Annotated in this window: 22 protein-coding genes and 1 riboswitch; of the genes, 3 read left to right on the plus strand and 19 right to left on the minus strand. The window is 48.8% G+C overall.

Going from position 1 to position 20,124, the window contains the following annotated elements:
• Window positions 1-168: 168 nt before the first annotated feature.
• Window positions 169-309 (minus strand): hypothetical protein, encoded by a 141-nt coding sequence (locus J3L11_RS03620; RefSeq protein WP_189616014.1) that lies wholly within the window; start codon window positions 307-309, stop codon window positions 169-171.
• 340 nt (window positions 310-649) lie between these two features.
• Here J3L11_RS03620 and J3L11_RS03625 point away from each other — a divergent pair, with 340 nt between their 5' ends.
• A complete protein-coding gene (locus J3L11_RS03625) occupies window positions 650-874 on the plus strand; it encodes a hypothetical protein (RefSeq protein WP_207570090.1) in 225 nt (74 codons plus the stop codon).
• Here the strand turns inward: J3L11_RS03625 and J3L11_RS03630 are convergent.
• Together J3L11_RS03630 and J3L11_RS03635 are read right to left on the minus strand one after the other, a co-directional pair.
• A complete protein-coding gene (locus J3L11_RS03630) occupies window positions 871-1,779 on the minus strand; it encodes a class I SAM-dependent methyltransferase (protein ID WP_207570091.1) in 909 nt (302 codons plus the stop codon). The genes J3L11_RS03625 and J3L11_RS03630 overlap by 4 nt on opposite strands.
• A gap of 5 nt (window positions 1,780-1,784) precedes the next feature.
• The gene (locus tag J3L11_RS03635; protein WP_207570095.1) at window positions 1,785-2,882 is read right to left on the minus strand and encodes an AI-2E family transporter; all 1,098 of its coding nucleotides are present in this window, start codon (window positions 2,880-2,882) and stop codon (window positions 1,785-1,787) included.
• A 77-nt stretch (window positions 2,883-2,959) separates the two neighbouring features.
• On the opposite strand from J3L11_RS03635, the gene folX reads away from it, so the two are divergent.
• Together folX and J3L11_RS03645 are read left to right on the plus strand one after the other, a co-directional pair.
• Window positions 2,960-3,331, plus strand: coding sequence for a dihydroneopterin triphosphate 2'-epimerase (folX, locus tag J3L11_RS03640; protein WP_189615885.1), 372 nt, complete (start codon window positions 2,960-2,962; stop codon window positions 3,329-3,331).
• Window positions 3,332-3,398: 67 nt separating this feature from the next.
• The gene (locus J3L11_RS03645) at window positions 3,399-4,289 is read left to right on the plus strand and encodes a TIGR01777 family oxidoreductase (RefSeq protein WP_189615887.1); all 891 of its coding nucleotides are present in this window, start codon (window positions 3,399-3,401) and stop codon (window positions 4,287-4,289) included.
• 42 nt (window positions 4,290-4,331) lie between these two features.
• Here the strand turns inward: J3L11_RS03645 and J3L11_RS03650 are convergent, their stop codons facing one another.
• The 16 genes from J3L11_RS03650 to J3L11_RS03725 all read right to left on the minus strand — a co-directional run bounded on the left by J3L11_RS03650 (window position 4,332) and on the right by J3L11_RS03725 (window position 20,087).
• Complete coding sequence (locus J3L11_RS03650; RefSeq protein ID WP_207570097.1) at window positions 4,332-4,862, minus strand: GDYXXLXY domain-containing protein; 531 nt, start codon at window positions 4,860-4,862, stop codon at window positions 4,332-4,334.
• Complete coding sequence (locus J3L11_RS03655) at window positions 4,862-5,935, minus strand: DUF4401 domain-containing protein (protein WP_207570099.1); 1,074 nt, start codon at window positions 5,933-5,935, stop codon at window positions 4,862-4,864. Before J3L11_RS03655 ends, J3L11_RS03650 begins: the two co-directional genes overlap by 1 nt.
• Entirely contained in the window at window positions 5,932-6,963 is a 1,032-nt protein-coding gene (locus J3L11_RS03660) for a DUF2157 domain-containing protein (protein WP_207570101.1), read from the minus strand. The genes J3L11_RS03655 and J3L11_RS03660 overlap by 4 nt, the downstream gene beginning before the upstream one ends.
• A 157-nt stretch (window positions 6,964-7,120) precedes the next feature.
• Complete coding sequence (locus J3L11_RS03665; RefSeq protein ID WP_242695076.1) at window positions 7,121-7,516, minus strand: hypothetical protein; 396 nt, start codon at window positions 7,514-7,516, stop codon at window positions 7,121-7,123.
• Window positions 7,517-7,655: 139 nt separating this feature from the next.
• Window positions 7,656-8,255: a GNAT family protein gene (locus tag J3L11_RS03670; RefSeq protein WP_268244720.1), complete on the minus strand. Its 600-nt coding sequence runs from the start codon at window positions 8,253-8,255 to the stop codon at window positions 7,656-7,658.
• Window positions 8,256-8,394: 139 nt separating this feature from the next.
• The gene (locus J3L11_RS03675) at window positions 8,395-9,018 is read right to left on the minus strand and encodes a 2OG-Fe(II) oxygenase (protein WP_207570102.1); all 624 of its coding nucleotides are present in this window, start codon (window positions 9,016-9,018) and stop codon (window positions 8,395-8,397) included.
• A 237-nt stretch (window positions 9,019-9,255) separates the two neighbouring features.
• The gene (locus J3L11_RS03680) at window positions 9,256-9,807 is read right to left on the minus strand and encodes an NAD(P)H nitroreductase (protein ID WP_133037722.1); all 552 of its coding nucleotides are present in this window, start codon (window positions 9,805-9,807) and stop codon (window positions 9,256-9,258) included.
• A 90-nt stretch (window positions 9,808-9,897) separates the two neighbouring features.
• Entirely contained in the window at window positions 9,898-10,743 is an 846-nt protein-coding gene (locus J3L11_RS03685) for a DUF6279 family lipoprotein (RefSeq protein ID WP_189615896.1), read from the minus strand.
• A gap of 51 nt (window positions 10,744-10,794) precedes the next feature.
• Window positions 10,795-11,802, minus strand: coding sequence for a phosphotransferase (locus tag J3L11_RS03690; protein ID WP_207570106.1), 1,008 nt, complete (start codon window positions 11,800-11,802; stop codon window positions 10,795-10,797).
• Window positions 11,802-12,434, minus strand: a complete 633-nt coding sequence (gene pnuC, locus J3L11_RS03695; protein ID WP_207570108.1) for a nicotinamide riboside transporter PnuC — start codon at window positions 12,432-12,434, stop codon at window positions 11,802-11,804. The genes J3L11_RS03690 and pnuC overlap by 1 nt, the downstream gene beginning before the upstream one ends.
• Window positions 12,435-12,436: 2 nt before the next feature.
• The gene (locus J3L11_RS03700; protein ID WP_189615902.1) at window positions 12,437-12,697 is read right to left on the minus strand and encodes a hypothetical protein; all 261 of its coding nucleotides are present in this window, start codon (window positions 12,695-12,697) and stop codon (window positions 12,437-12,439) included.
• Window positions 12,698-12,743: 46 nt separating this feature from the next.
• Complete coding sequence (locus J3L11_RS03705; protein ID WP_207570110.1) at window positions 12,744-14,906, minus strand: TonB-dependent receptor; 2,163 nt, start codon at window positions 14,904-14,906, stop codon at window positions 12,744-12,746.
• A gap of 58 nt (window positions 14,907-14,964) precedes the next feature.
• A riboswitch (TPP riboswitch) is annotated at window positions 14,965-15,077 on the minus strand.
• 73 nt (window positions 15,078-15,150) lie between these two features.
• On the minus strand, window positions 15,151-15,909 hold the full coding sequence (locus tag J3L11_RS03710) for a transporter substrate-binding domain-containing protein (protein WP_207570112.1): 759 nt from the start codon (window positions 15,907-15,909) through the stop codon (window positions 15,151-15,153).
• A gap of 184 nt (window positions 15,910-16,093) precedes the next feature.
• A complete protein-coding gene (locus J3L11_RS03715; protein ID WP_207570114.1) occupies window positions 16,094-18,163 on the minus strand; it encodes a TonB-dependent receptor in 2,070 nt (689 codons plus the stop codon).
• A gap of 330 nt (window positions 18,164-18,493) precedes the next feature.
• Window positions 18,494-19,030, minus strand: a complete 537-nt coding sequence (locus J3L11_RS03720; protein WP_207570116.1) for a response regulator — start codon at window positions 19,028-19,030, stop codon at window positions 18,494-18,496.
• Complete coding sequence (locus J3L11_RS03725) at window positions 19,008-20,087, minus strand: ATP-binding protein (RefSeq protein WP_207570118.1); 1,080 nt, start codon at window positions 20,085-20,087, stop codon at window positions 19,008-19,010. The genes J3L11_RS03720 and J3L11_RS03725 overlap by 23 nt, the downstream gene beginning before the upstream one ends.
• Between the last annotated feature and the right edge of the window lie 37 nt (window positions 20,088-20,124).

Genomic DNA, 20,124 nt, shown 5'->3' on the forward strand with positions numbered 1-20,124 from the left:
ATTATTTCAAATGATATTTATTATCATTTGCATTGTTGTTTTTATAACGTGATTTAACGCATGTAACGTGATAATTCATTGGTCGTTATTACCCAACAACACGCATAGAAAAAGTAAACCCTCCAGCGGTGGAGGGTTTACTTTCAGGAGTAATGCAGCCGTTGCACATTAATCAAGAAATGATTCTTCATCAGCATCTACTGGTAAAGAATCAATCACTTCGTCCTGGATCTGATAGTAAGCATCTTGATATTCGTGCAAGTCCATAAAATCTCCGGTGTCATCTGGCAGTTGTGAATCAATCAGCATCAACGCCACCTCGCAGTTATTACCAGTGGCAATGACAGTGCATAATTCAGCACGTCTGTTAACGCACTGGCAGGAAAATTATAGCGCCAAAGTTGCTAGACTTACAGTTTTGTTTCAATTTTGAACAGCATTTTAAATGAAAAATGCTATTTAAAGCCGCAATGTTGCGCAATTTTAGTAATAAATTTCGTAATACTTTCAAAATTAATTGAGAATTATAATCAAAAATAATGCTTTTAAGATCTGACTGCAGATGTTTTTAAAGCAATTTATTCCATCACCTTCCGCATATATCTGCTATTGCTTATATATGGCTAAATTTGTTTTGGAGATCTGCATCATGAATCATCTGTTGGACATGGAAGCACGGACACTGGCTGGTCTGATAGGTAATGGCGACATTCTCGGGATGAGGATGTTTATGGAACGCATTCATCTGCCGTTGGATGTACAAGATCGGTTGTTATTTCAATTTGCCGCTATGACCCATGCCGACGCCGCTAGCATTGCATCTATATTAGAAAGTGACAGCCAGAGCATTGTGCCCGATCATTTGCGTTACTAACACGCCTCATAACAATACACCAACGCCTTTAGGGCTCGTTCTGGGTTGCTATCGGCAAATACTGGCGGATTTTCCAACTGGTATAACAGCGACAACTGCGGCGCAGCCTCAGCCACTTGTGCCTGCAGAAACGCACGATCCAGTTCCGGGGCATTGAGACACAACAACACTTTTGCACCTGGACTCAATAATTCCGGCAAACGCCTTAATAACCGCAAATAGTCCTTAGTGGCAACGAAGCTGCCCTTCTGATTACTTGGGGGATCGGCTATCAACAATTGATAAGGCCCGAGTTTTTTTAACTTACCCCAAGATTTAAAGATGTCATGGCCCAAGAACCGTACACCAGCAGGCATATTATTTAGCAGATGATTTTGCTTACCAATAGCCAATGCGCCTTTGCTCATGTCGATATTAACCACTTCATCCGCGCCACCCGCTATAGCGGCAACGGAAAAACCACAGGTATAAGCAAATAAGTTCAGTACCTTACACTGCGCAGCATGCGCTTTCACCCATGCGCGACCATTAGCCATATCCAGAAATAATCCGTGGTTCTGCCCTCTTAACAAATGCACCTGAAAACGGCAGCCATTCTCGGTAACCACATGAGGTTCAGGCACTTCACCACTCAGCAATCGGGTTTCGGTCTGGTAGCTAGCACGATACTGATAGACCAAATTGCATGGATACTGCAACACACCTAATCGCTGACACACCGCCTGCTCTAGCGTTTGTAATTCAGTCTCTGCGAGCGGTTTAAAGGAAGTCAGTAACAACACCGGCGCATACCAGTCCAGATTCAGGTGTTCACACCCTGGATAAAGGCCGCCGCGCCCATGAAATAAACGCCCAGCATCGCTGGGTAACGCCAGCTGTTTGATAGCATCCAATAACAACTGCATATTGGTCAAATTTCCTTTTTATCTTTAGCAGTAGCAGCATCAGCGCCATTTTCTGCACTATTCAAGGCAAAGGCGCTGGCGTCGTCAGCTAACAACACCGCCAACTTACGGCTACCCTCACCTGACTCCAGTGCAATTTTTACTATCATGGTAAGAGGTACCGAAAGCAACATACCTACAGAGCCCAGCAACCAACCCCAAAAAATTAACGACAAAAAGACCACCAGCGTAGATAAGCCTAAGCCTCGCCCCATGAAGCGAGGTTCTACAAAATTTCCCATCACCATGTTCACCGCCACATACAACAGTACCACGCCACCAGCGCCTGTCGGTCCTAACTGCACAAATGCCAGCAACACCGCGGGTAGCGCGGCAATAATGGAACCAATATTGGGGATGTAATTAAATAGAAATGCAACCACGGCCCATAGCAGTGGATAGTCCACTCCCATCAGCCACAAACCGATACCAACGATGGCACCAGTTGCCAAACTCACCAGAGTTTTAATCACCATATATTGGTTTACAGAATGCAAGAAGCGGTCTATTTGTGATAAACGCATATCAGGGTCATCTAACGCCATATGCAACTTACGCGGCAACGACTCCGCTTCAAACAGCATGAACACAATTGTCAGGACAATCAGCAACAAGTTAGCCATTACATTGCCGACACTGGATAGCGTATTGGTGGTCAGCGACAAGGCCATCCCGGGATCAAAATATGCTAGGACTTTTTCTTTAGAGATCTGGATGTTGAACTGCTGCAGTTTATCCAGCACCCAGGAAAACTGCTCAACCAATTGCGCTCGGTATACCGGCAGTTGTTTGGAAAACTCATTGATTGATCCACCCACTACAGATGCGAGCCATAAACCAGCGAGCACAATCAGTGCCATTAACAACAATACTGCCAGCCAGCGCGGTAGGCGATAACGCGTCATGGCCGCAATCGCTGGCGTACAGATCACCGCAATAAAAACCGACAACACAAACGGCACGACAATACTGCCAGCAGCTTTGATGCCAGCCAGCACCACCACCATACACGCCATCAAGGCAAAAGTGCGTAACGTCATTGACGGACTGTACGATTGTGACATTGCTAAAATCCTTCTTGTTCCCAGATAAAGTTGCTAATCTTTTAGATAAAACTGCAAATCAAACAACAAGTAATCACATGACGAATCCAGAATTGGCTATTATACGCATTAAAAATCTCAGATTGCGCACTTTTATCGGGATCAAAGATGAAGAGATCAACAACCGACAGGACGTGATCATCAATGTCACCATGCATTACTACGCCGAAAAAGCACGAAAAACAGATGACATGGAGCATGCGCTTAATTACCGGACAATCACCAAAGCCATTATTACATTGGTAGAAGATAACCGGTTTTCACTGCTGGAGCACCTTACCGGCAAAATTCTGGAAATAGCCAGTGAACATCCCTGGGTAGAATACGCTACGGTGGAAGTAGACAAGCCACATGCGCTGCGTTTTGCCGATTCAGTATCATTACAACTGAGTTGGCAACGACCAGAATGATTTACATGCAGTTTTGCAGCCCAATCCTATCATCAGCATAGACAGTGATATCTCGGGGAGAAGTGTGATGAAGATACTGATTACCGGCGCCACAGGGTTAGTTGGAACTGCACTGGTGGCAAACCTTGAAACTGATCATCAGCTGTTAATCGTCAGTCGTAATCCCTTACTTGCCAGACAAAAACTGGGGTTTCACCATCAATACTTGCCGTCTTTAGATGGCTTACAACATCTCAACGACATTGACGCAGTTATCAATTTGGCAGGAGAACCTATTGTGGGGAAACGCTGGAGCGAATCCCAAAAGCAACTGATTTGCCGCAGCCGCTGGGATATCACTTCCAGACTAAGTCAATTGATAAAATCCTCAAGTAATCCACCTAGCTGTTTTATTAGTGGTTCGGCCATCGGCTATTACGGTGGACAAGATGATACGCTGCTGGACGAGGACGCAACGCCACAAGAAGAATTCAGCCACTATATCTGTGCCGAATGGGAACGCCGTGCCTTGGCGGCGCAATCAAATGCTACCCGCGTGTGTATTTTGCGGACGGGCATCGTATTGGCGGCGAAAGGTGGCGCACTCGCCAAAATGCTGCCAGCCTTTCGGGTCGGACTGGGCGGTCCCATTGCCAATGGTCGACAGGGGATGAGCTGGATCCATTTAGCGGATATGGTTGAATTGATCCTGTTTTTACTGGAACACACCACTGCTCAAGGGGTCTATAACGCGACAGCGCCCTATCCTGTTAGCAATGCGGAATTTGCCCACGCGTTGGGGAAAGCATTGCAGCGACCGGCAATTCTGCCCGCACCAGCCTTTATGCTAAAACTGCTGTTTGGGGAAATGGCCGAGCTATTGATAGAAGGTCAATATGTGATCCCAAGTAGAGCCATGCAAGCGGGATTTCACTTTAAATTTCCGAAACTGGAACAGGCACTGGCAGACCTGTTTTAATGACAAATGATTTGCTCAGAGGGCGCTAACAATGACGGCAATTCACAGCGGTTGTAGATTTTCATCCAGCAAACCGACCAACAGTAGTTCGCCATCATTTGCTAAGCGAAACTCACCATAGCGGGCCGCATCAAAATGTGCTGCCTGGCCTTCCTCAAAAAACCAGGCATTGCTAGCAATACGCACCCGATTGTTACGTACTTTAAAAGGTAGCAATCGCTGTTGTCCGGTCATACCAGTATCAGCATTGCTGAAACGATAACCACGATAAAGCGCTGGCCCCTGCGGCTGTAGTGTCAGTAGCAGCCAGCCCTGCAAATTGGGCTGCCAGTTACCATCATCCTGCAACGCCTGCCGCAGCTCTCTGGCAACCACATAATCCAACGCCATATAATCGCCCTGCATCAGTGAGCGAGGATCTTTGGGTGCTAGCGCCAATATGATTGGCTCACCATTGCGCCATAACTGCTCTTTGTGCCACACGGAAAAATTCACCAGCAACAAACTGCACAATCCCAGCATGAATGCCCACAATACGGTCTTCCGCGGTGGCTGATAGCAAGTAGCAGCCATTAATCTGCCTCCTGAGGCATAGTGAACGTTAGCCACTGCTTTCTCTTAAACCACTGAGTATTCATAAACCCAAGCAACAGCAGCAAGGTTAAACCAAGGCCCAACAACAGCAGGGATTTAAACAGCAAGGTATAACTCAGAGAATAATAAAACCAACTGCTGAATCCCAACACTGACAATACGCCCGTTGCTAACAACAGCCATTCAGCGACAGCAAAACCCAACACGCATAAGGCAAATCCGGCCATCAACCCAGGGATCCAATATAACCACCAGCCCAACAACAGCAACAGTGTCACCGTCATCCATTTTTGTCCGGTTGTCCCTGGTCGCCACGCTAAGATGACGTGAAACATGGCAGCTAATAGCAATAGATTCAGTAACGCTGACCAAGGTGATGATAACAACCATTGGGTTTGATGAAATGCCCGGCTGGTATACTCCAGCAAAGGAAGTTGCACCCAGGGTAACCATACAGCGCAGGCATATGCCAATGGCCGCAGCAATTGCCGCCAAGAGCCAAAATCATGTTCCTGTCGCCATAGCCAAAAGCTGCTGACCAGTAGCATCGGCGATAACAGCATGCCAAGGCCCTGCTCCAGTAACCACAGGATAGCCGCACCCAACATCAGTAACGCTGAGCAAAAACGAATACTGAAAAGCGCTAGTGTCAACCAATGCAGCAATCCCAACAACAGTAGCATCAAGTAGATGTCACTACTGTTCAGATGCAGGCGCTCCACCAACCAGATAGCAATTCCTGCAATGGCGGCCATAGCAAAACAGAAACCTAACTGCGACACAAACAAGCCGCTATCGCGACGTCGCTGCTGCGTCACAATAAAAATAGCGATTGCAAAACTGGTGACGCCCCCAATCCCAAAACCATCGCTTTCACGGATTGGTAAAAGCAACATCAGGCTGCCGAGGAACCCCAACATAAAGCCGCTAGCTACCCATGCAGCCATTGTTTGTAGCAGCACCACATACCAAGGTACTGGGGGCAACACAGGCATTTCACCTTGCACTATATGTTGCTCGACTAACTGCTGCCACAATATCTGTCGGCTCATGGCGTTTCTCCGAATTGCCGTTGTAGCTTCATCAACCATAAACTTATCGTCACCGACAAGCCCACCGCCGACGCCGACATCAGCAGATAGCCGGAAGATTCAAGGTGATATTCGCCAAGCACACGCAGCAACCACATATGTAAATAAAACAATTGGGCAAACATCAGCAAAGCCAGCCCATACAGACAGTGAGCCCGCCAATAAATCATCAGCATCATTGCTGAGATTAACCACCAGCAAGCTTGTGACCAAGACCAGAATGTTGGACTGGCACCGCCGTCGAACAACAAATCACCGGAGAAAATCGCATTAGCAATCGCTACCAGCATCAACAGCCATAGCGCGGCACCACATAAGGCTTCAGCCACTTTAGCCGTTGGCCACTGAGCAATGGACAGGCGGTTAAGGCGAAATAAAGTCAGGTGCAACGCTAGATTTAACAGCACCTGCCACCACAGTAAACAAGTGGATTGTTCACCGGGAAACCAACGTTGGAACGCTGGCCAACCATGTATCTGAAACCATAGTGACAACGTCAGATTCAACAAAACAGCCAGTAGTCCCCAGTGCCAATCGCGACGGCCAAGCCAAAGCCACGGCAGCGCCAACAGAGACCAGAAAGCAAACAGTTGCCAGTCGTCCGCGCCTTGCTGGTACGCCTGACCAACGTACGCCAACACGCCACCTGTCACTATCGCGGTTAACAAACAGATCCAAGGCAGCGCAATGTTGCAGATGGCAAAACGCGCGGAATACTGCTGCAGTAACAGGGGCGCAACCATTAACAGCAGCCAGATACTTTCTAGCAGTGCTAATTTGCCCAGACGGCCGAAATGTTGCCAGTTGTAGGCAATAAAGCAGATCAGCGCTGAGCCTAAACATAGCACCACACCTCCCAGCAACAACTGGCTGATAAAAGACTGCCATTGCTGCGGTTGCGCTTTTGTCATTGCCAGTGCTTGCGGCATCGTCTCTTCAGTGAGCGCCCCTTGCTGATACCAATGATACAGCAGCGACTTACGCCTCATGCGTTGCTCCATAACCGAGTATCCAGTGGCTGAAACTGGCTCTAGTTTGAAGGCTAATTATAAATAAAATCAAGGAATAATCGGTAAGCAGTAACAATTGATTAGAGATTAAGGAGCTTAGTAAAAAGTCGAGCCCGCAATCGCGGGCCCCAAATGCTTACATTTTTGCCATCACCCAGTAATCCAGCCGTTTTTGCGGATCATTGAGTATTTCCTGACACTTATCTTTATACTGCTGCATCAGTGCCCCCATGCCTTTGCCGCCAGTAGACTGCATCATCTGCTCGGTGGCTTTGGCTACGGCTTGTTGCGTGGCATCAACGGCTTCATACTTTGCCGCCAGCTGTTCCGCTTCCTTAGCATTGTTTTTCAAACGCTCACCCACAGCGGCCATTTGGGGTGCATTCATTGCCGCCACCATCTGCGAACCTAGCTGATAATAGGCTGCACACTGGTGCAATTCACCAGTAAATGCCTGCTCGGCCTCACCCGCCCAAGCCGACGAACCGCTAGCGAGTACCAATGCTGCCCACACGATATTTTTGACTGTCATCCTGATCTTCCTTTTCGGTTGGATGATCAAAAACTACTTTAGTCAAAAATGAATTTCAAGTTGATCTGGATCACTTTTTCTATGTACCAAGCGATGTTGCAGCAGTGGTTAGATAGAGGACATCAACATCGTCCTTAAATCACACCTCACTATGATTATGATGTTGCAGCATGATTTTCAGGTGTTGTTTTATCTCTGGCCACTCGCTATCAATGATGGAATACACCACAGTATCGCGCACGGTGCCATCCTTCAATATTCTGTGATTGCGCAAGATGCCATCTTGCTTGGCTCCCAGCCTTGCAATCGCTTGGCGACTGGCTTCATTGTGAAAATGGGTGCGAAATTCCACGGCTATCACATCCAGTGTTTCGAATGCGTAACTGAGCAACAGTAATTTACTTTCGGTATTCACGGCGGTGCGCTGCACACTCTTGCAATACCAGGTGTAACCAATTTCGATATGGCGATTGGGTTGATCCCAATGACACAGCCGTGTGCAGCCCACTATCGTCCCGCTATCACGACAACGCACCGCAAAGGCCAAGGCTTCGCCCCGCTTTTCAGCTTCCAGAGCGGCCTTAATATAGGCTTTCATCTCGTCAGGATGAGGTACGCTGGTGTACCACAGATTCCATAACTCACCGTCAGCAACCGCCAGTGATAGCGCTGGTAAATGATCCATACTCAGCGGTTCAAGAATGACATACTCGCCAGATAAATAACCGTCCTGTCCCACAATGTTTCTCCTTCTCGCGTCATCTTTCTTGGTAGCCTGCCGCAGTGTTCATAAGCGGCAGGCCTTTTGTTATCAGACTAGCATGAAACTCAGACAAAAGGACAAGCTGTTGAGATACAAATTCAGGGACTTAGCACTATCAGAAACCGTAGTGACTATTGCTCAAGCGAAACCACCCGGCAATACTGCCACGGCCCCGGTGAGTGGTCAGAACTTCATGTGGGAAACGCTCACTCAGAAAAATCACCAGAGTTCCGGCCTCCGGCACCACCTGTTGCAACAGATTGTTTTCCGTATCAAAGATCTGCAATTCACCACCGTCAGTTGCGCCCCATTGTTCATTGAGAAACAACACCGTGGTGAGAATGCGATTACGACTGCCGGGTAAGGCATCCACATGTTTACGATAAAACGCGCCGGGGCGATACCAAGCATAGTGACTTTCATAGTCAAACAACCCCATGAATAGCCGTTGATTCAGTCCCACCCGCAACTGCTCCATGAGCACCAGCCACTGAGCATCCGGTTGTACATCAGGACTAAGCCAGCGAATACGATCACCACGAATTGTCTGATTTTGCTGTTGCTGGCTGCCACGGCCAATGGCCGCATCACGAAATTCAGCGCTATGTTGTTGTGTCAAACACTGTTGCAATTGCGCAACCAGTGCCGGATCAACCAGTTGTGGCAACACCAAATAACCAGGTTGTTCCAATGCCGCAGCTACCCGATCAAAAAAAGCCTCATTGCTCATATCGGCCATCTGCTGCTCCACTGTGTCAGACACCAAGAAAAGGAGCATGAAGCTAATCTGAAACCACTGACTTAGCAACAAATTACGATTTCAAATCAAATAGTTACAAATCTAATCATTAGATATATAAGCAATGGCCATAGACCAGTAACTCAGAACATACATGGGATGGCTTAACAAAGGATCACTGCCAGTGAAACAAAAATGCCGACATAACTGTCGGCATTTTTACGCGGTTAATAGCACTCACAGATAACGAGCAAACGTGCTACCGTCTTTCTGCGGTTTTAGCGGCATTTCAATGGCAGGAGTTCCAAGGTATAAAAAACCTACTATCTGATCGGTGTCGTCCAACCCTAACGCTTTATTCACCGTTTCATCAAAAGCAAAACTGCCGGTACGCCAGATCCCCCCCAGACCCTGTGCAAAGGCCGCTTGCTGCATTGCCATCACTGCACACCCGGCCGACAACTGTTGCTCCAGCTCTGGGACTTTTTTAATATCACTTCGGGTCTTGGCGACCACGGTAATAACCATAGGTGCCCGCAATGGCATGTTGGCCGCCTTGGCAATAAAATCATCGTCTTCGCCGGCCTCAGTGGCCGCGGCAACAAACACATCTGCCAGTCGATTCAGTCCCTCACCTGTCGCGATAATAAACTCCCAAGGCGCTAGACCACCATGATCAGGCACTCTGGCGGCCGCATCCAGAATGACTTTCAGTTGCGCATCATCCGGCGCTGGCGCTACTAGGCGCGGGCAGGATTGACGGGTCAGAAGAAGTGTTAAAGCATCCAAAATAATGTCCTTTAAAACAGATACCCTTGTGGCTTTAGCATAACAAATTGCTGCTGAATGAAAATGCTTGCAGTAACAACTGCTGCGAACTCAACCATTCACTCCGCTCAGGTCGTCCAAATCACTGATAAGATCATCCAGTTTACGTTGAATATGCCGTTGCTGCTTGGCGTTCATATGCTGCGCCACCTGTACCAGCATCAACCCCAAACGTTGACGGTTAGTATCCAGCTGTTGTTGATATTCCACCGAGCGCAATTGTTCCGGTGTGGTTAATAGTAATTGTAATCGCTGCCGTAATAGGATGGGATCGTGGCGCTGCTCCAGTGCCATCACTAACTGTTGATACCACTCGTGACGGTAATCCAGCCACAATTTGGTGATATCGAGCCGCTGCTGATTATATTGGTGTATCAGTTGCTTTTGTGGAGGGGTTAAGCGGCCAATCCAATCCTGTAACTGCTCCTGCAAGCGTTCATCGGCTTGGGTTAGCAGCTGTTCGGCAGTTTTATCCTGATACTCTTGCTGCAAAGATTGCTGATCTTTTGCCAACTGCTTTTTTATCTGTGCCACTTGAGCATCGTCGAACGACGCCACCAGCGGCACGATGTTATCAAACGTGTGAGAAAAGATCCGCAACCAATGCTGCCTAGCGTTATCAGTAAAACGGCTGAGAAATTCAGGTGTTAAAGAATGTTGTTGTAAGGCACTGCGTAACTGTCGCAGATCATGACTGTAACGCGGCAGTTCCTGTTGCCGATGCCACTGCATGAAAGCTTGCAACGCCTGCTCAAACTGTTGCTCTTGCGCTTTATTTAACGACACATAGTCATCGAGTTGCCAAGCAATCGCCCAATCGAGAAAGTGATAGCTCATTTTGGTAGAGCAGGCACTGAGCATTAGCAGTGCTGTCAGCAGTAGCAAGAATCGTTTCATCCGTTGACCTATCCCTGATAATCATCGGCATTCTGTTTACCGGAATGCTAATCACTCTCGTATAAGTTGCCGGTAGTTGTCAAACCAACTGAAAAATTCATGGTGGTCATTGCAATGTCTATCAGCCATTTGCAGCGCCCAGGCACAGGAATATAACCAGAAAATGTCTAATGCGGCGCCTAACGCCTGCACGCTGTTTGACGTCAGGTGTGGATGATTGTCTAGGTACTGTTGTATCAACCATTGTCTGGCGGAGGGAGATAATCGATGGCAGGCGATAACGCCTGCCAGTTCGAACAACGGATGCGAACTGCAACAGTATTCAAAGTCGATACAATACAAGCGATCTTGGTGCAGCAACAAGTTGTGGGCACTGAGATCTCGATGGCAATATTGGTGCGACAACAAGCAAGCATCTAGCACTGCAAATCTTGTATTCAATGACAGCCGTTGCAGCCATTGCAACCGTTGTAACCATTGCGCCGCGTCACGGGTATTGGCTCCGGCATAATCACCGTCAGCGGACATCTGTTGTAATCGCACCAGATAAATCTGCCACTGTAATTGGAGGCTGATATCTAATGCAGGTGGCGGCAACTCGCGTAATCCCAGCAGCAATTGCAATAGCTGCTGGGCCGGTGCTGATGACGCCGCAACTGGCCGCGAGCTGACGAATGACTCGGTGGACAGTTTGTGAGGCTGAGAGGCTGCGAGCTGACGCCAAGGCACACATCCGGCAGCGTCACCGCTGGCAGATTCAGTCAACCATTCACTCAGATAAAAACGTTTAGCACTGTCAACCCAATGCAACTGTGGTGCTAGCCCAGCAGCTTGGGCCACACGCCAGCAAGTCACCTCGTTTTCGCGATTGCAGATACGGTCGGTTACTGGCGAATTCAGCCGCAGCAGCAGCGAAGTTTGTTGAAAATCCAAGCGAAAACTCTGGTTACTTAGCCCCAGGCTCTGCCGCTCAATCGCTCTAGGCATGGGAAGATCTAACTGCTGCAATGCCTGTTGTACAGCCTCAGCAAGCTCACCTACGATGCTCACAAGTTCCATTAACGTTCACTCAGCGATAGCTGGTGTGCTCGCCAGTCAGCGCGCCACAGGAAATAGCCACCAACTGCCAACGCTACATATAACACAAACAATAACGAGGTCAGCATTAGCCCTTTACTGAGGTACAAATAGATAGACACCAAATCAATCACGACCCAATAAAGCCAGTTCTCCAAAACTTTCTGCGCCACCAACCAGGTGGTCATCACCGCAAAACAGGTGGTGGTAGCATCCAGATAGGGAAATGACGCATGGGTATGATTGGCCATAAACCAGCCCAGCGGCAATGACAATACTGCGGTGATAATGCTCAAAACGGCATGACGTTGCCACGACCAAGTGCTAATGGTAATGCCCTGTTGCTGCTCACCACCACGGCGCCACAACCAGTAGCCATAAAGCGCCATCGCCATGTAGTAAACATTGAGGACCGACTCCATCAACAGTGACACTTTCCAGAACAAGACGGTATAGATGGCAGTACTAGCCAGCGCCGCGCCCCAACACCAAACACTGGCCCTCATCGCTAACAACAGATACGCTAGTGCCAGTATAACGGCGAGACCTTCCCACAGATCCATGCCCTGCGCTTCAGTCACTGCTTGGCTGAACATCTGCCACAGTTGCGCCATGTTCAGGTCCTACGCCGCAAGTCAAATTCACCTTGCAGAAACTTGCAGACAAAAACCGCAGTACCAAACTGTTCATACGCGGCTTTCATCTCCACAGACAACATCTGCATCACGGCATCATAATCACCAGTCACCTGGGTCGATAGCGAATTAGTCACCCGTTCAATGCCTTGGTAGCTGTCCAGACGCTTTATCAGCCAGCGGATGGGGTCTTTATAGTTGTCATGCAATGGATACATGCTGATATCAACGGTGAGTTGCATACATTTTCCTCCAACGAGTCCCGGCCGACAGCAGGGACATACTGTATTAGATGAATTTCAGCTTAAAGGTGACACCTAACTGACGCGGGTCGCCATAACGGATGTATTGCTTGTCCGCCCAGTCCTGATCCGGTTCATTACCAAAATAGAACCCACGGACGCCATATTGTTTGTCAAACAGATTACGGCCCCAAAAATACAACGCCCAACTTTGAGCATCGTAACCCACCTTGGCACTGACAATGGTGTAAGGCTTAGATTGCGAATCGTTACTGTCAGAGTAGTAAAACTTATCCTTGCCGCTGGCATTGATATTGACAAACCAGCCCTTGTCAGCATGCCAGCTGCCGCCGACGCTATAGGTCCAGCGTGGAGAATGTGCCAGCTCACGGCCACTGAGATCGACGCTAGTGCCGTATTTATCGTGATAGAGGTACGTCCCGTATGCCGTCTGCAAATAACCAACACTGCCGTAAAGCTCAAGAGAATCAGACAGGTACCAGTTAGCTTCCAGTTCGGCACCATAATTTCGCGAACTACCGGCGTTATCGGTAAACAGAATAAAACGCTGCTGGTCGACGGGATCTTGCAAAGAAGCTGAAACCTGCTGGTGGCGGCGATCCATATAAAACAGCGCTAAACGAGTATCAGCTGCCCCATCAAGCCACTGTGATTTCAGCCCAAGTTCATAGTTGTAAAGGGTTTCGGCATCAAACTGCTTTTTATCTGCTAGCGACTGTGGCAGTGTCATGTTAAAACCGCCAGCTTTATAGCCACGAGCAACGCGGGCATATGCCTCCTGCCCTGTCGTCAACTGTTTTGACAGCGCGATATGACCACCCCACATGTTTTCGGATGGACTGAAATTATCGGCATTGCTGTCACTGTAATCACTACGACGCTTCTCAAGTCGCAGCCCTGTGGACAAACGATAACCCTGGCCTAAAGCGCTATCTAACTGGCCAAAGATCGCGTAGTTATCCGCATTATAATCCGATTGCAGTACCTCATCCGGCCAGCCGTTGTATTCGGAATACAGGTCATTGTCTTCATGCAAATCCATTAGATAGATGCCCGCAAGCCAGTCAGTGCTGCCAGCAAAAATTCGCCCAGCTTCATTAGAGGTGATACGAAATTCCTGCGTAACCGTGCGGCGCTTGCCTTGCTTATCCCACCAGTAGTTGTACTCACAAGCCTCGCCGTCACAATCACGCGCTGCCCAGTATTCGGGATTGGCCCAGTCTCCGTCATAGCCATTATCGAAATGACTATTCGCCCAACTGGTGAGAGAAATCAGCTCAAATGATTCAAAACCGCTGTAATTGAGTTTGAGACTGGCACCTGTGGTGCGCTGACTGTCTACACCCGGCTGATCGGTTAGCGTGTGTTTGCCATTATTATCCAGCGTCCAGGCATCATAGCCATTGTCAAAATCGGCGTGCAACACAGTGAGATCCGCTTGCAGATTGTCGGTAGCGTACCAGCGCAGTTTCAAACGTCCGCTGAATTCATCCCGCTGGTTGGTATCATCACGCTGCAGATACTGGTTATCCATGTAGCCATTCTGCTTATGCTGTTGCAGTGCCACACGGTACAGCAACTTGCCCGAATCAGTTAATGGCCCAGAACTGTAGCCGCTGAGAGTACGCAGATTGTCATCCCCGAGCGATAGCTCCAGTCCATGCTCAAACACTTGGGTAGGATCATTACTTTTGAGATAGATAAGCCCGGCAAGCGCATTGGCACCATAGCGAGTACCCTGTGGACCACGCAACACTTCAAACTGCTGCAGGTCATACAGGCTGGACACAGTTCCCAAACCAGAAAGGTCGATGTCGTCCACGATAAAACCCACCGAGGAGTTGGGTGCGCCTTTGTAGTCTTCCTGTTCGCCCACACCACGGATCTGGAAATAACGCGGCCGCGATGTGGCACCCGACCAATTGAAGTTGGCAACATTGTTGATCATGTCTTCAAAGTGTTCGGCGGCCTGGTCATCAATCCGCTGCTGATCAACCACTGTTACACTGGAGGGCGTGCTTTCGACCGATGTTCCTCGAAAGTCAGCACTGACCACCATCACCTCAATGGGCGAGTCTGCAGTTTTGGGCGAATCACTGTTACTGGGATTATCGGCGGCAATGACCGGGGCACTCAATGCCAGTTGTACGGCAGTGGCAATAACACCCGGATAAAAAAATTTAGACATTTGGACCTCAAATATTTGCATGTTTGAGATCCGGCATGGGATAAGCGAAGTGATAAGTACACAAATTGTGGCCCATTCCTACGCCGGTACTAGCCGGATCAGGTTCTAAGGGTTCGTCATAAGACATCTCAGTTCACCTGCAAAAACAGGAAAACACCCCTTGGCGCGAGTCAGTATACCTAAATTTGTTAACTAATGAAGTGCTATTCGGCAGAGATTAACTAGGCGTGGTCAGAACAAAAACTTAGGGTTTTAACGGAGAAGGCAGCCCTACAGCAAACATCCTATCAATTTCGCCGCGCGTGGCCATCTGCTGCAGCTCTTGTTGCAATTTGCCAACAAACTCCTGGTGATCAGCATATTTGGAAAATCCAAAATAGATGGGTACATGATTGGCATAATGCAGTGCAGCGTAATCATAATCATGGAATCCAAGACGCTGAAATGCCGCTTCAATACTGCTTTTATCAATTACCGCAATATAATCAAAACGGTTGGCAGCAAACATCTTGGCAAGATTGGTGTCATCAGCCGCCTGATACTTTTTTAACCGGGGATCGTCATTGATAAATGCAGAATAATAGGTGCCTAACTTCACGCCAAGCGTACCGGCAAACAATTGCTGTTCCGTATCCAGCTTAGCGTATTTATGTTTGATGAAGATAATCGGGTTGTCTTCTACCGCGACTGGGCCAATAAAGGCGGTATAGTGCTCACGTTCATCATTACGGATTAGCCGCGGCACCAGATGCACTTCGCCGGATTGTAGCCGATGCAGTGAGCGCTGGAATGGCATTTCCTGCCATTGCAGCTCGCAACCGGCCCGTTGACAGGCAAGTTCCAATATATTAACCAAGTCGCCGGAAAATGTTCCTGGTGTTTTGCCATAGGTCATCAACGGCGGTCGCAAACGAAAATCTGCGGTGAGCAACACCTGAGACTGCGCTGCCGATGACATTAGTATCAGTAGAGATAGCAGTATCTGATAGCCTTTATTGCCCATCGCATTGCCCATCTAAATCAATGTCTGACGTCATTACAGCGCGCCTGACTTTACCATTAATGGTTATGAATCAGACAGTAACAGCTTTTTATCAGACTGCAGCAAGTGTTAGCAAATACCAGATAATGCTCACAAAAAAAGCCTGCCGGGCAGCCCTCCACGGCAGGCTTGGACACACAAACTCTTAATAATGATAGCTGACGCTCAACCGTAACATGCGAGGTTCTACCGGATGATAGTGTAAATCTTCGACACCCTCGGCATCTTCACCGGACAGACGAGAACTGTACCAGTAGTCAATATCATGGTCGTCACTGTTAAACAGGTTAAGCAATTCCGCCTTCACGTCCCAATCCTGATAAGCATATCCGAGCGACAAATTAACCAGGGTTGTCGCATCAGCTTCATGTTCTTTGAAACTGTCCAGCGTCCGTTTTCCAAGATAGCGCAGTCGCAGCGCAGCGTGGATGCCCGAGGCATCTGGCTCATAGTTAATACCGGCACTGGCAACCCAAGGGACAGTGCCATCGACATACTTACCCTCTAGGGTCTCATCCTCGGTAAAGCGGGCACGGGTTACTGCCAGTTCCGCATCGACACTGAAGGCATCACTCAGCCAGTAATAGGCAGAGATCTCCAGTCCATAACGCCGAGAAGCTCGACTGGGTTCAGTCGTCCCGGCATCGCCCACATACAGCAGTTCAGAATCCAGATCCAGATACCAAAATGCGGCCGAGAGATTGATGTATCGCCGATCATAGTAGCGAAAACCCAGTTCTGCCCCGGTAGAACGTACCAGCAAATCCACCTTGTTCACTGCTTCACCAGTGGCCGGATCGACTTTGATAGTAGCCCCTCGCGCATCGTTAGAATGAAAGCCCTGCCCGGCACTGGCATAGAGCTCCAGATCATCACTTACCAAGTAAGACAGCCCGCCTTTCAGGCTCCAGATACCATCGTTAGCATTACCACTGTTTAATGTGTTATCGCTATCCACATCAGCGTTGTAGTAGTCATAGCGAGCGCCGAGGCGGAACTTGATGTCATTGGTCAACTCGGCTTCCAGCTTGCTAAACAGACCGCTGGAAAACTCATCCACTGCGTCATCTCGCACGGTACCAATCTGCTGCCTAGCTTTGGTGTGGTACAGCGCCACTTTACCAATATGATCATAGCGAACATCAATGCCGGAGGTGATATCCGTCGTAATGCCGAATGGTGCTACATGCCAGTCACGCGCCAACTTGCCGCCCCAAATTTCGCGGTTATCCATTTGCTGAAACTCATCGCCATCTACTGGATTATCGAGAAAATAGGTGAAATTAGAAAACAAGTTCAAGCGTGAGCGGATCACATAAGCACTGGCTTGCCAGTCACTGTCAACATAACTGGCCGACAAACTGTAACGGCTGGAATCCCCACCCAAATCCGTATCCAGCGAACCATATTCATCAATAATACCGGCAGTTACCGCACGTTCAGGGATCTGATCGGCTGAGTTCCAGTCATTACTGTATGCCATTGCCGTGACGGCCAGTTGTCCATTACCTACGTGTGTCAGATAACGGCCAACAGCGTTCACTTTACGGACATCTTCTTCTACATCACTCCAAGGGCCATCGTAACGTTGCAATTCGCCGCCAAAAATAAACTTGTTATCCTGCCACTGCTGTTGCCCGGTCGCCAGCAAGCGTTGATAGCCATATTCCCCCAGCGTTAACGCCATTTGGCGATAAGGCAAATCGTCTGTCAGTGAAATAGCCGCGGAGCCAGCGCCCGAGAAATCCCCCACTTCAGGGTAATATGCCCCTTTGTAGTAATGGATCTGCCCGATTAACTCGGGGATCAGAAAGTTGAGATCGGTATAGCCCTGACCATGACCGTGGCTGCGCATATTGATGGGCATACCATCAACCGAGGTTGCGAAGTCGGTGCCGTGATCTAGGTTGAATCCCCGTAAAAAGTACTGGTTGGCTTTACCCGAGCCACTGTGCTGAGTCACCATCATTCCCGGCACAAACTCCAGCACCTCTCCCGTACGCAGTAATGGCCGAGCTTCAATCTCGCCCGCGCCCACTATGCCCTCAGATGCGGAACTACTCTGCCCTAACAAATTGAGCTGCCGTCCAAAAACTGCTACCCGTTCAATGGGCTGTGAGGCTGAGGTAGATGTTTGAGTGGTATCTTCTGCCTGCACCAGTGCCGCGACAAACAGCACGGGCACCCCGTAAATTACTGTTGAAGTCAATTTCATATCAGTTGTTATTTGGTTAGAAAATTAGCGCGAGGGAAAAGTTTAAGGACTTTTAGTATTACGAAAATTGATCAAAGTCATACTTAATAATATTTTCTATAAAAACGTAATACCTGAAACAAAGAGGGAGTTCACACCTTTAAACAAATTAAATAAAAACAGCAGCTTATTATTAGGCAATCATATTGTTATAAGACGGGTAATACCTTAGTAAGATAAACGATGAGCTTAGAACAAAAAAACGCTTAATCGGCAACGGAATCCAACCGCCACAAAAACCTGCGTGGTGCCCATGCGCTGGAACAGCACCACACCATCATCAGCGAAAACTCAGGAATGGCGTACGCGTACTGGCGAGTGTTTCTGTAATTTACGCTGTAGTGTGCGCCGGTGTAACCCCAGTGCCTTGGCGGTCGCAGAAATGTTACCGTCATTTGTCAGCAATGTGCGCTGGATATGTTCCCATTCGACCTGCGCTGGTGTCAGCGGTTGGGTATCCCCAACAGAGTCCACCTCAACGCATCCCTGCAACCGTTGCAGTATTTCGTTCAGGCCAACCGGTTTTGCCAAATAATCGGTGGCCCCGCGCCGCATCGCTTCGACAGTTGTGGCAATACTGGCATAGCCAGTCAACATAATGAGATGCGTTGGCTTAAAATGCTCCTTGAGCGCGAGGATCCCCGCGATGCCTGATTCTTGCTCCAGCATCATATCCAGTAAAATGGCGTGCACCCGCTGCGCTGGGTGGTACAAGGCAGTGGCAATCGAAGTATAAATTGCCACCTCATAGGCCCCCGTCTGCTGCAAACGCCGCTGTAACACTTGCAAGTAGCTAAGGTCATCATCAATCACTATGATTTTCTGCATGAAACTCCAGTGGTAGCTCAACAAGGGTAACTATCATATCGCCTTCACGACACCAATTAACCTCACCATGAAATTTTTCAATGGTTGCGTTGGTCAATACCGCGCCAACACCATGACCACCATCGCTGGGCAATAACCGGAAACCAAGCTGTAGCAGAAGGTCTGGTGACACTCCGTTGGCAGGGTTTTCAATTTTTAGCCGCCAGTGGCTGTCCGTTGTATTGGCAGAAACGTGAACCAAGGCATCAGCTTGTCCCTGCGCGGCTTCACAGGCGTTGATAATAATATTGCTCAACGCCGGCAATAGCGTACCGTCGGCGTATATTCGTCTCGACTCGGCGGTAATAAGCCAGTGCCAGCGGATGGGGGTTTCTGGTCGGGCTAATAACAGTAAATGTTGCAACGAATGCCACAACTGTTTAATCGCGTAAGGTCGCAATCGGGACTCGCGCACATCGTCAGCAACCTCACGCCAATTACGCAATTGCTGTTCAACACGCTGCAATTGCACATCCAGTTCTGTCAGCGCAACACTGGTAGTTTGTTGCTCTTTAATTTCGTCGATCAATAAGCGCATAGACTGTACCGGGGTGGCGACATCGTGAGTAAGCTGGGCGGCGGCAGTTCCGATGGCTAGCAACTGCTCGTTACGCAGTTGCCGCTCCCGCAACTGATGAATCGCTTCCTCGCGTGACGCTAACCGCTGCCGCAGATACCACACCACTGCCGCTACCAGCACAGCAGTCAAAACAAAACCCACCACCATACCGTAGTAATGGCTGAGCATCATCGCCGCATGGTCGCCATGTCGAGGTAATAGCCATAACTGGCTAATTTGAAAGGCAATACTTACACTCAGCACCATTGCGGCGTTAAGCCAAGACAGCAACATAAAAGCCAATACTACGGGTAGCAACAACACGGCATTAAATGGATTACTGGCGGCACCATTGATGGCTATCAGTGTATTCACCAATAGCACTTCCGCCAGCAACAGAAACAGCATTTGCCTGGGTGATGGCCGGCGCCACAGCAGCATCACGATCAACAGCATCATCGCGGTTTATTCCACTATCTATTTGCCAACAGCATAC

This window comes from Shewanella sp. 4t3-1-2LB (genome assembly GCF_017368415.1).
Taxonomy (GTDB): domain Bacteria; phylum Pseudomonadota; class Gammaproteobacteria; order Enterobacterales; family Shewanellaceae; genus Shewanella; species Shewanella fodinae.

What these genes read in the sequence shown, in the direction of transcription:
- J3L11_RS03620 (WP_189616014.1), bottom strand. Translation starts at nt 309, where the DNA reads ATGCTGATTGATTCACAACTGCCAGATGACACCGGAGATTTTATGGAC.
- J3L11_RS03625 (WP_207570090.1), top strand. Translation starts at nt 650, where the DNA reads ATGAATCATCTGTTGGACATGGAAGCACGGACACTGGCTGGTCTGATA.
- J3L11_RS03630 (WP_207570091.1), bottom strand. Translation starts at nt 1,779, where the DNA reads ATGCAGTTGTTATTGGATGCTATCAAACAGCTGGCGTTACCCAGCGAT.
- J3L11_RS03635 (WP_207570095.1), bottom strand. Translation starts at nt 2,882, where the DNA reads ATGTCACAATCGTACAGTCCGTCAATGACGTTACGCACTTTTGCCTTG.
- folX (WP_189615885.1), top strand. Translation starts at nt 2,960, where the DNA reads ATGACGAATCCAGAATTGGCTATTATACGCATTAAAAATCTCAGATTG.
- J3L11_RS03645 (WP_189615887.1), top strand. Translation starts at nt 3,399, where the DNA reads ATGAAGATACTGATTACCGGCGCCACAGGGTTAGTTGGAACTGCACTG.
- J3L11_RS03650 (WP_207570097.1), bottom strand. Translation starts at nt 4,862, where the DNA reads ATGGCTGCTACTTGCTATCAGCCACCGCGGAAGACCGTATTGTGGGCA.
- J3L11_RS03655 (WP_207570099.1), bottom strand. Translation starts at nt 5,935, where the DNA reads ATGAGCCGACAGATATTGTGGCAGCAGTTAGTCGAGCAACATATAGTG.
- J3L11_RS03660 (WP_207570101.1), bottom strand. Translation starts at nt 6,963, where the DNA reads ATGAGGCGTAAGTCGCTGCTGTATCATTGGTATCAGCAAGGGGCGCTC.
- J3L11_RS03665 (WP_242695076.1), bottom strand. Translation starts at nt 7,516, where the DNA reads ATGACAGTCAAAAATATCGTGTGGGCAGCATTGGTACTCGCTAGCGGT.
- J3L11_RS03675 (WP_207570102.1), bottom strand. Translation starts at nt 9,018, where the DNA reads ATGGCCGATATGAGCAATGAGGCTTTTTTTGATCGGGTAGCTGCGGCA.
- J3L11_RS03685 (WP_189615896.1), bottom strand. Translation starts at nt 10,743, where the DNA reads ATGAAACGATTCTTGCTACTGCTGACAGCACTGCTAATGCTCAGTGCC.
- J3L11_RS03690 (WP_207570106.1), bottom strand. Translation starts at nt 11,802, where the DNA reads ATGGAACTTGTGAGCATCGTAGGTGAGCTTGCTGAGGCTGTACAACAG.
- pnuC (WP_207570108.1), bottom strand. Translation starts at nt 12,434, where the DNA reads ATGGCGCAACTGTGGCAGATGTTCAGCCAAGCAGTGACTGAAGCGCAG.
- J3L11_RS03700 (WP_189615902.1), bottom strand. Translation starts at nt 12,697, where the DNA reads ATGCAACTCACCGTTGATATCAGCATGTATCCATTGCATGACAACTAT.
- J3L11_RS03705 (WP_207570110.1), bottom strand. Translation starts at nt 14,906, where the DNA reads ATGTCTAAATTTTTTTATCCGGGTGTTATTGCCACTGCCGTACAACTG.
- J3L11_RS03710 (WP_207570112.1), bottom strand. Translation starts at nt 15,909, where the DNA reads ATGGGCAATAAAGGCTATCAGATACTGCTATCTCTACTGATACTAATG.
- J3L11_RS03715 (WP_207570114.1), bottom strand. Translation starts at nt 18,163, where the DNA reads ATGAAATTGACTTCAACAGTAATTTACGGGGTGCCCGTGCTGTTTGTC.
- J3L11_RS03720 (WP_207570116.1), bottom strand. Translation starts at nt 19,030, where the DNA reads ATGCAGAAAATCATAGTGATTGATGATGACCTTAGCTACTTGCAAGTG.
- J3L11_RS03725 (WP_207570118.1), bottom strand. Translation starts at nt 20,087, where the DNA reads ATGATGCTGTTGATCGTGATGCTGCTGTGGCGCCGGCCATCACCCAGG.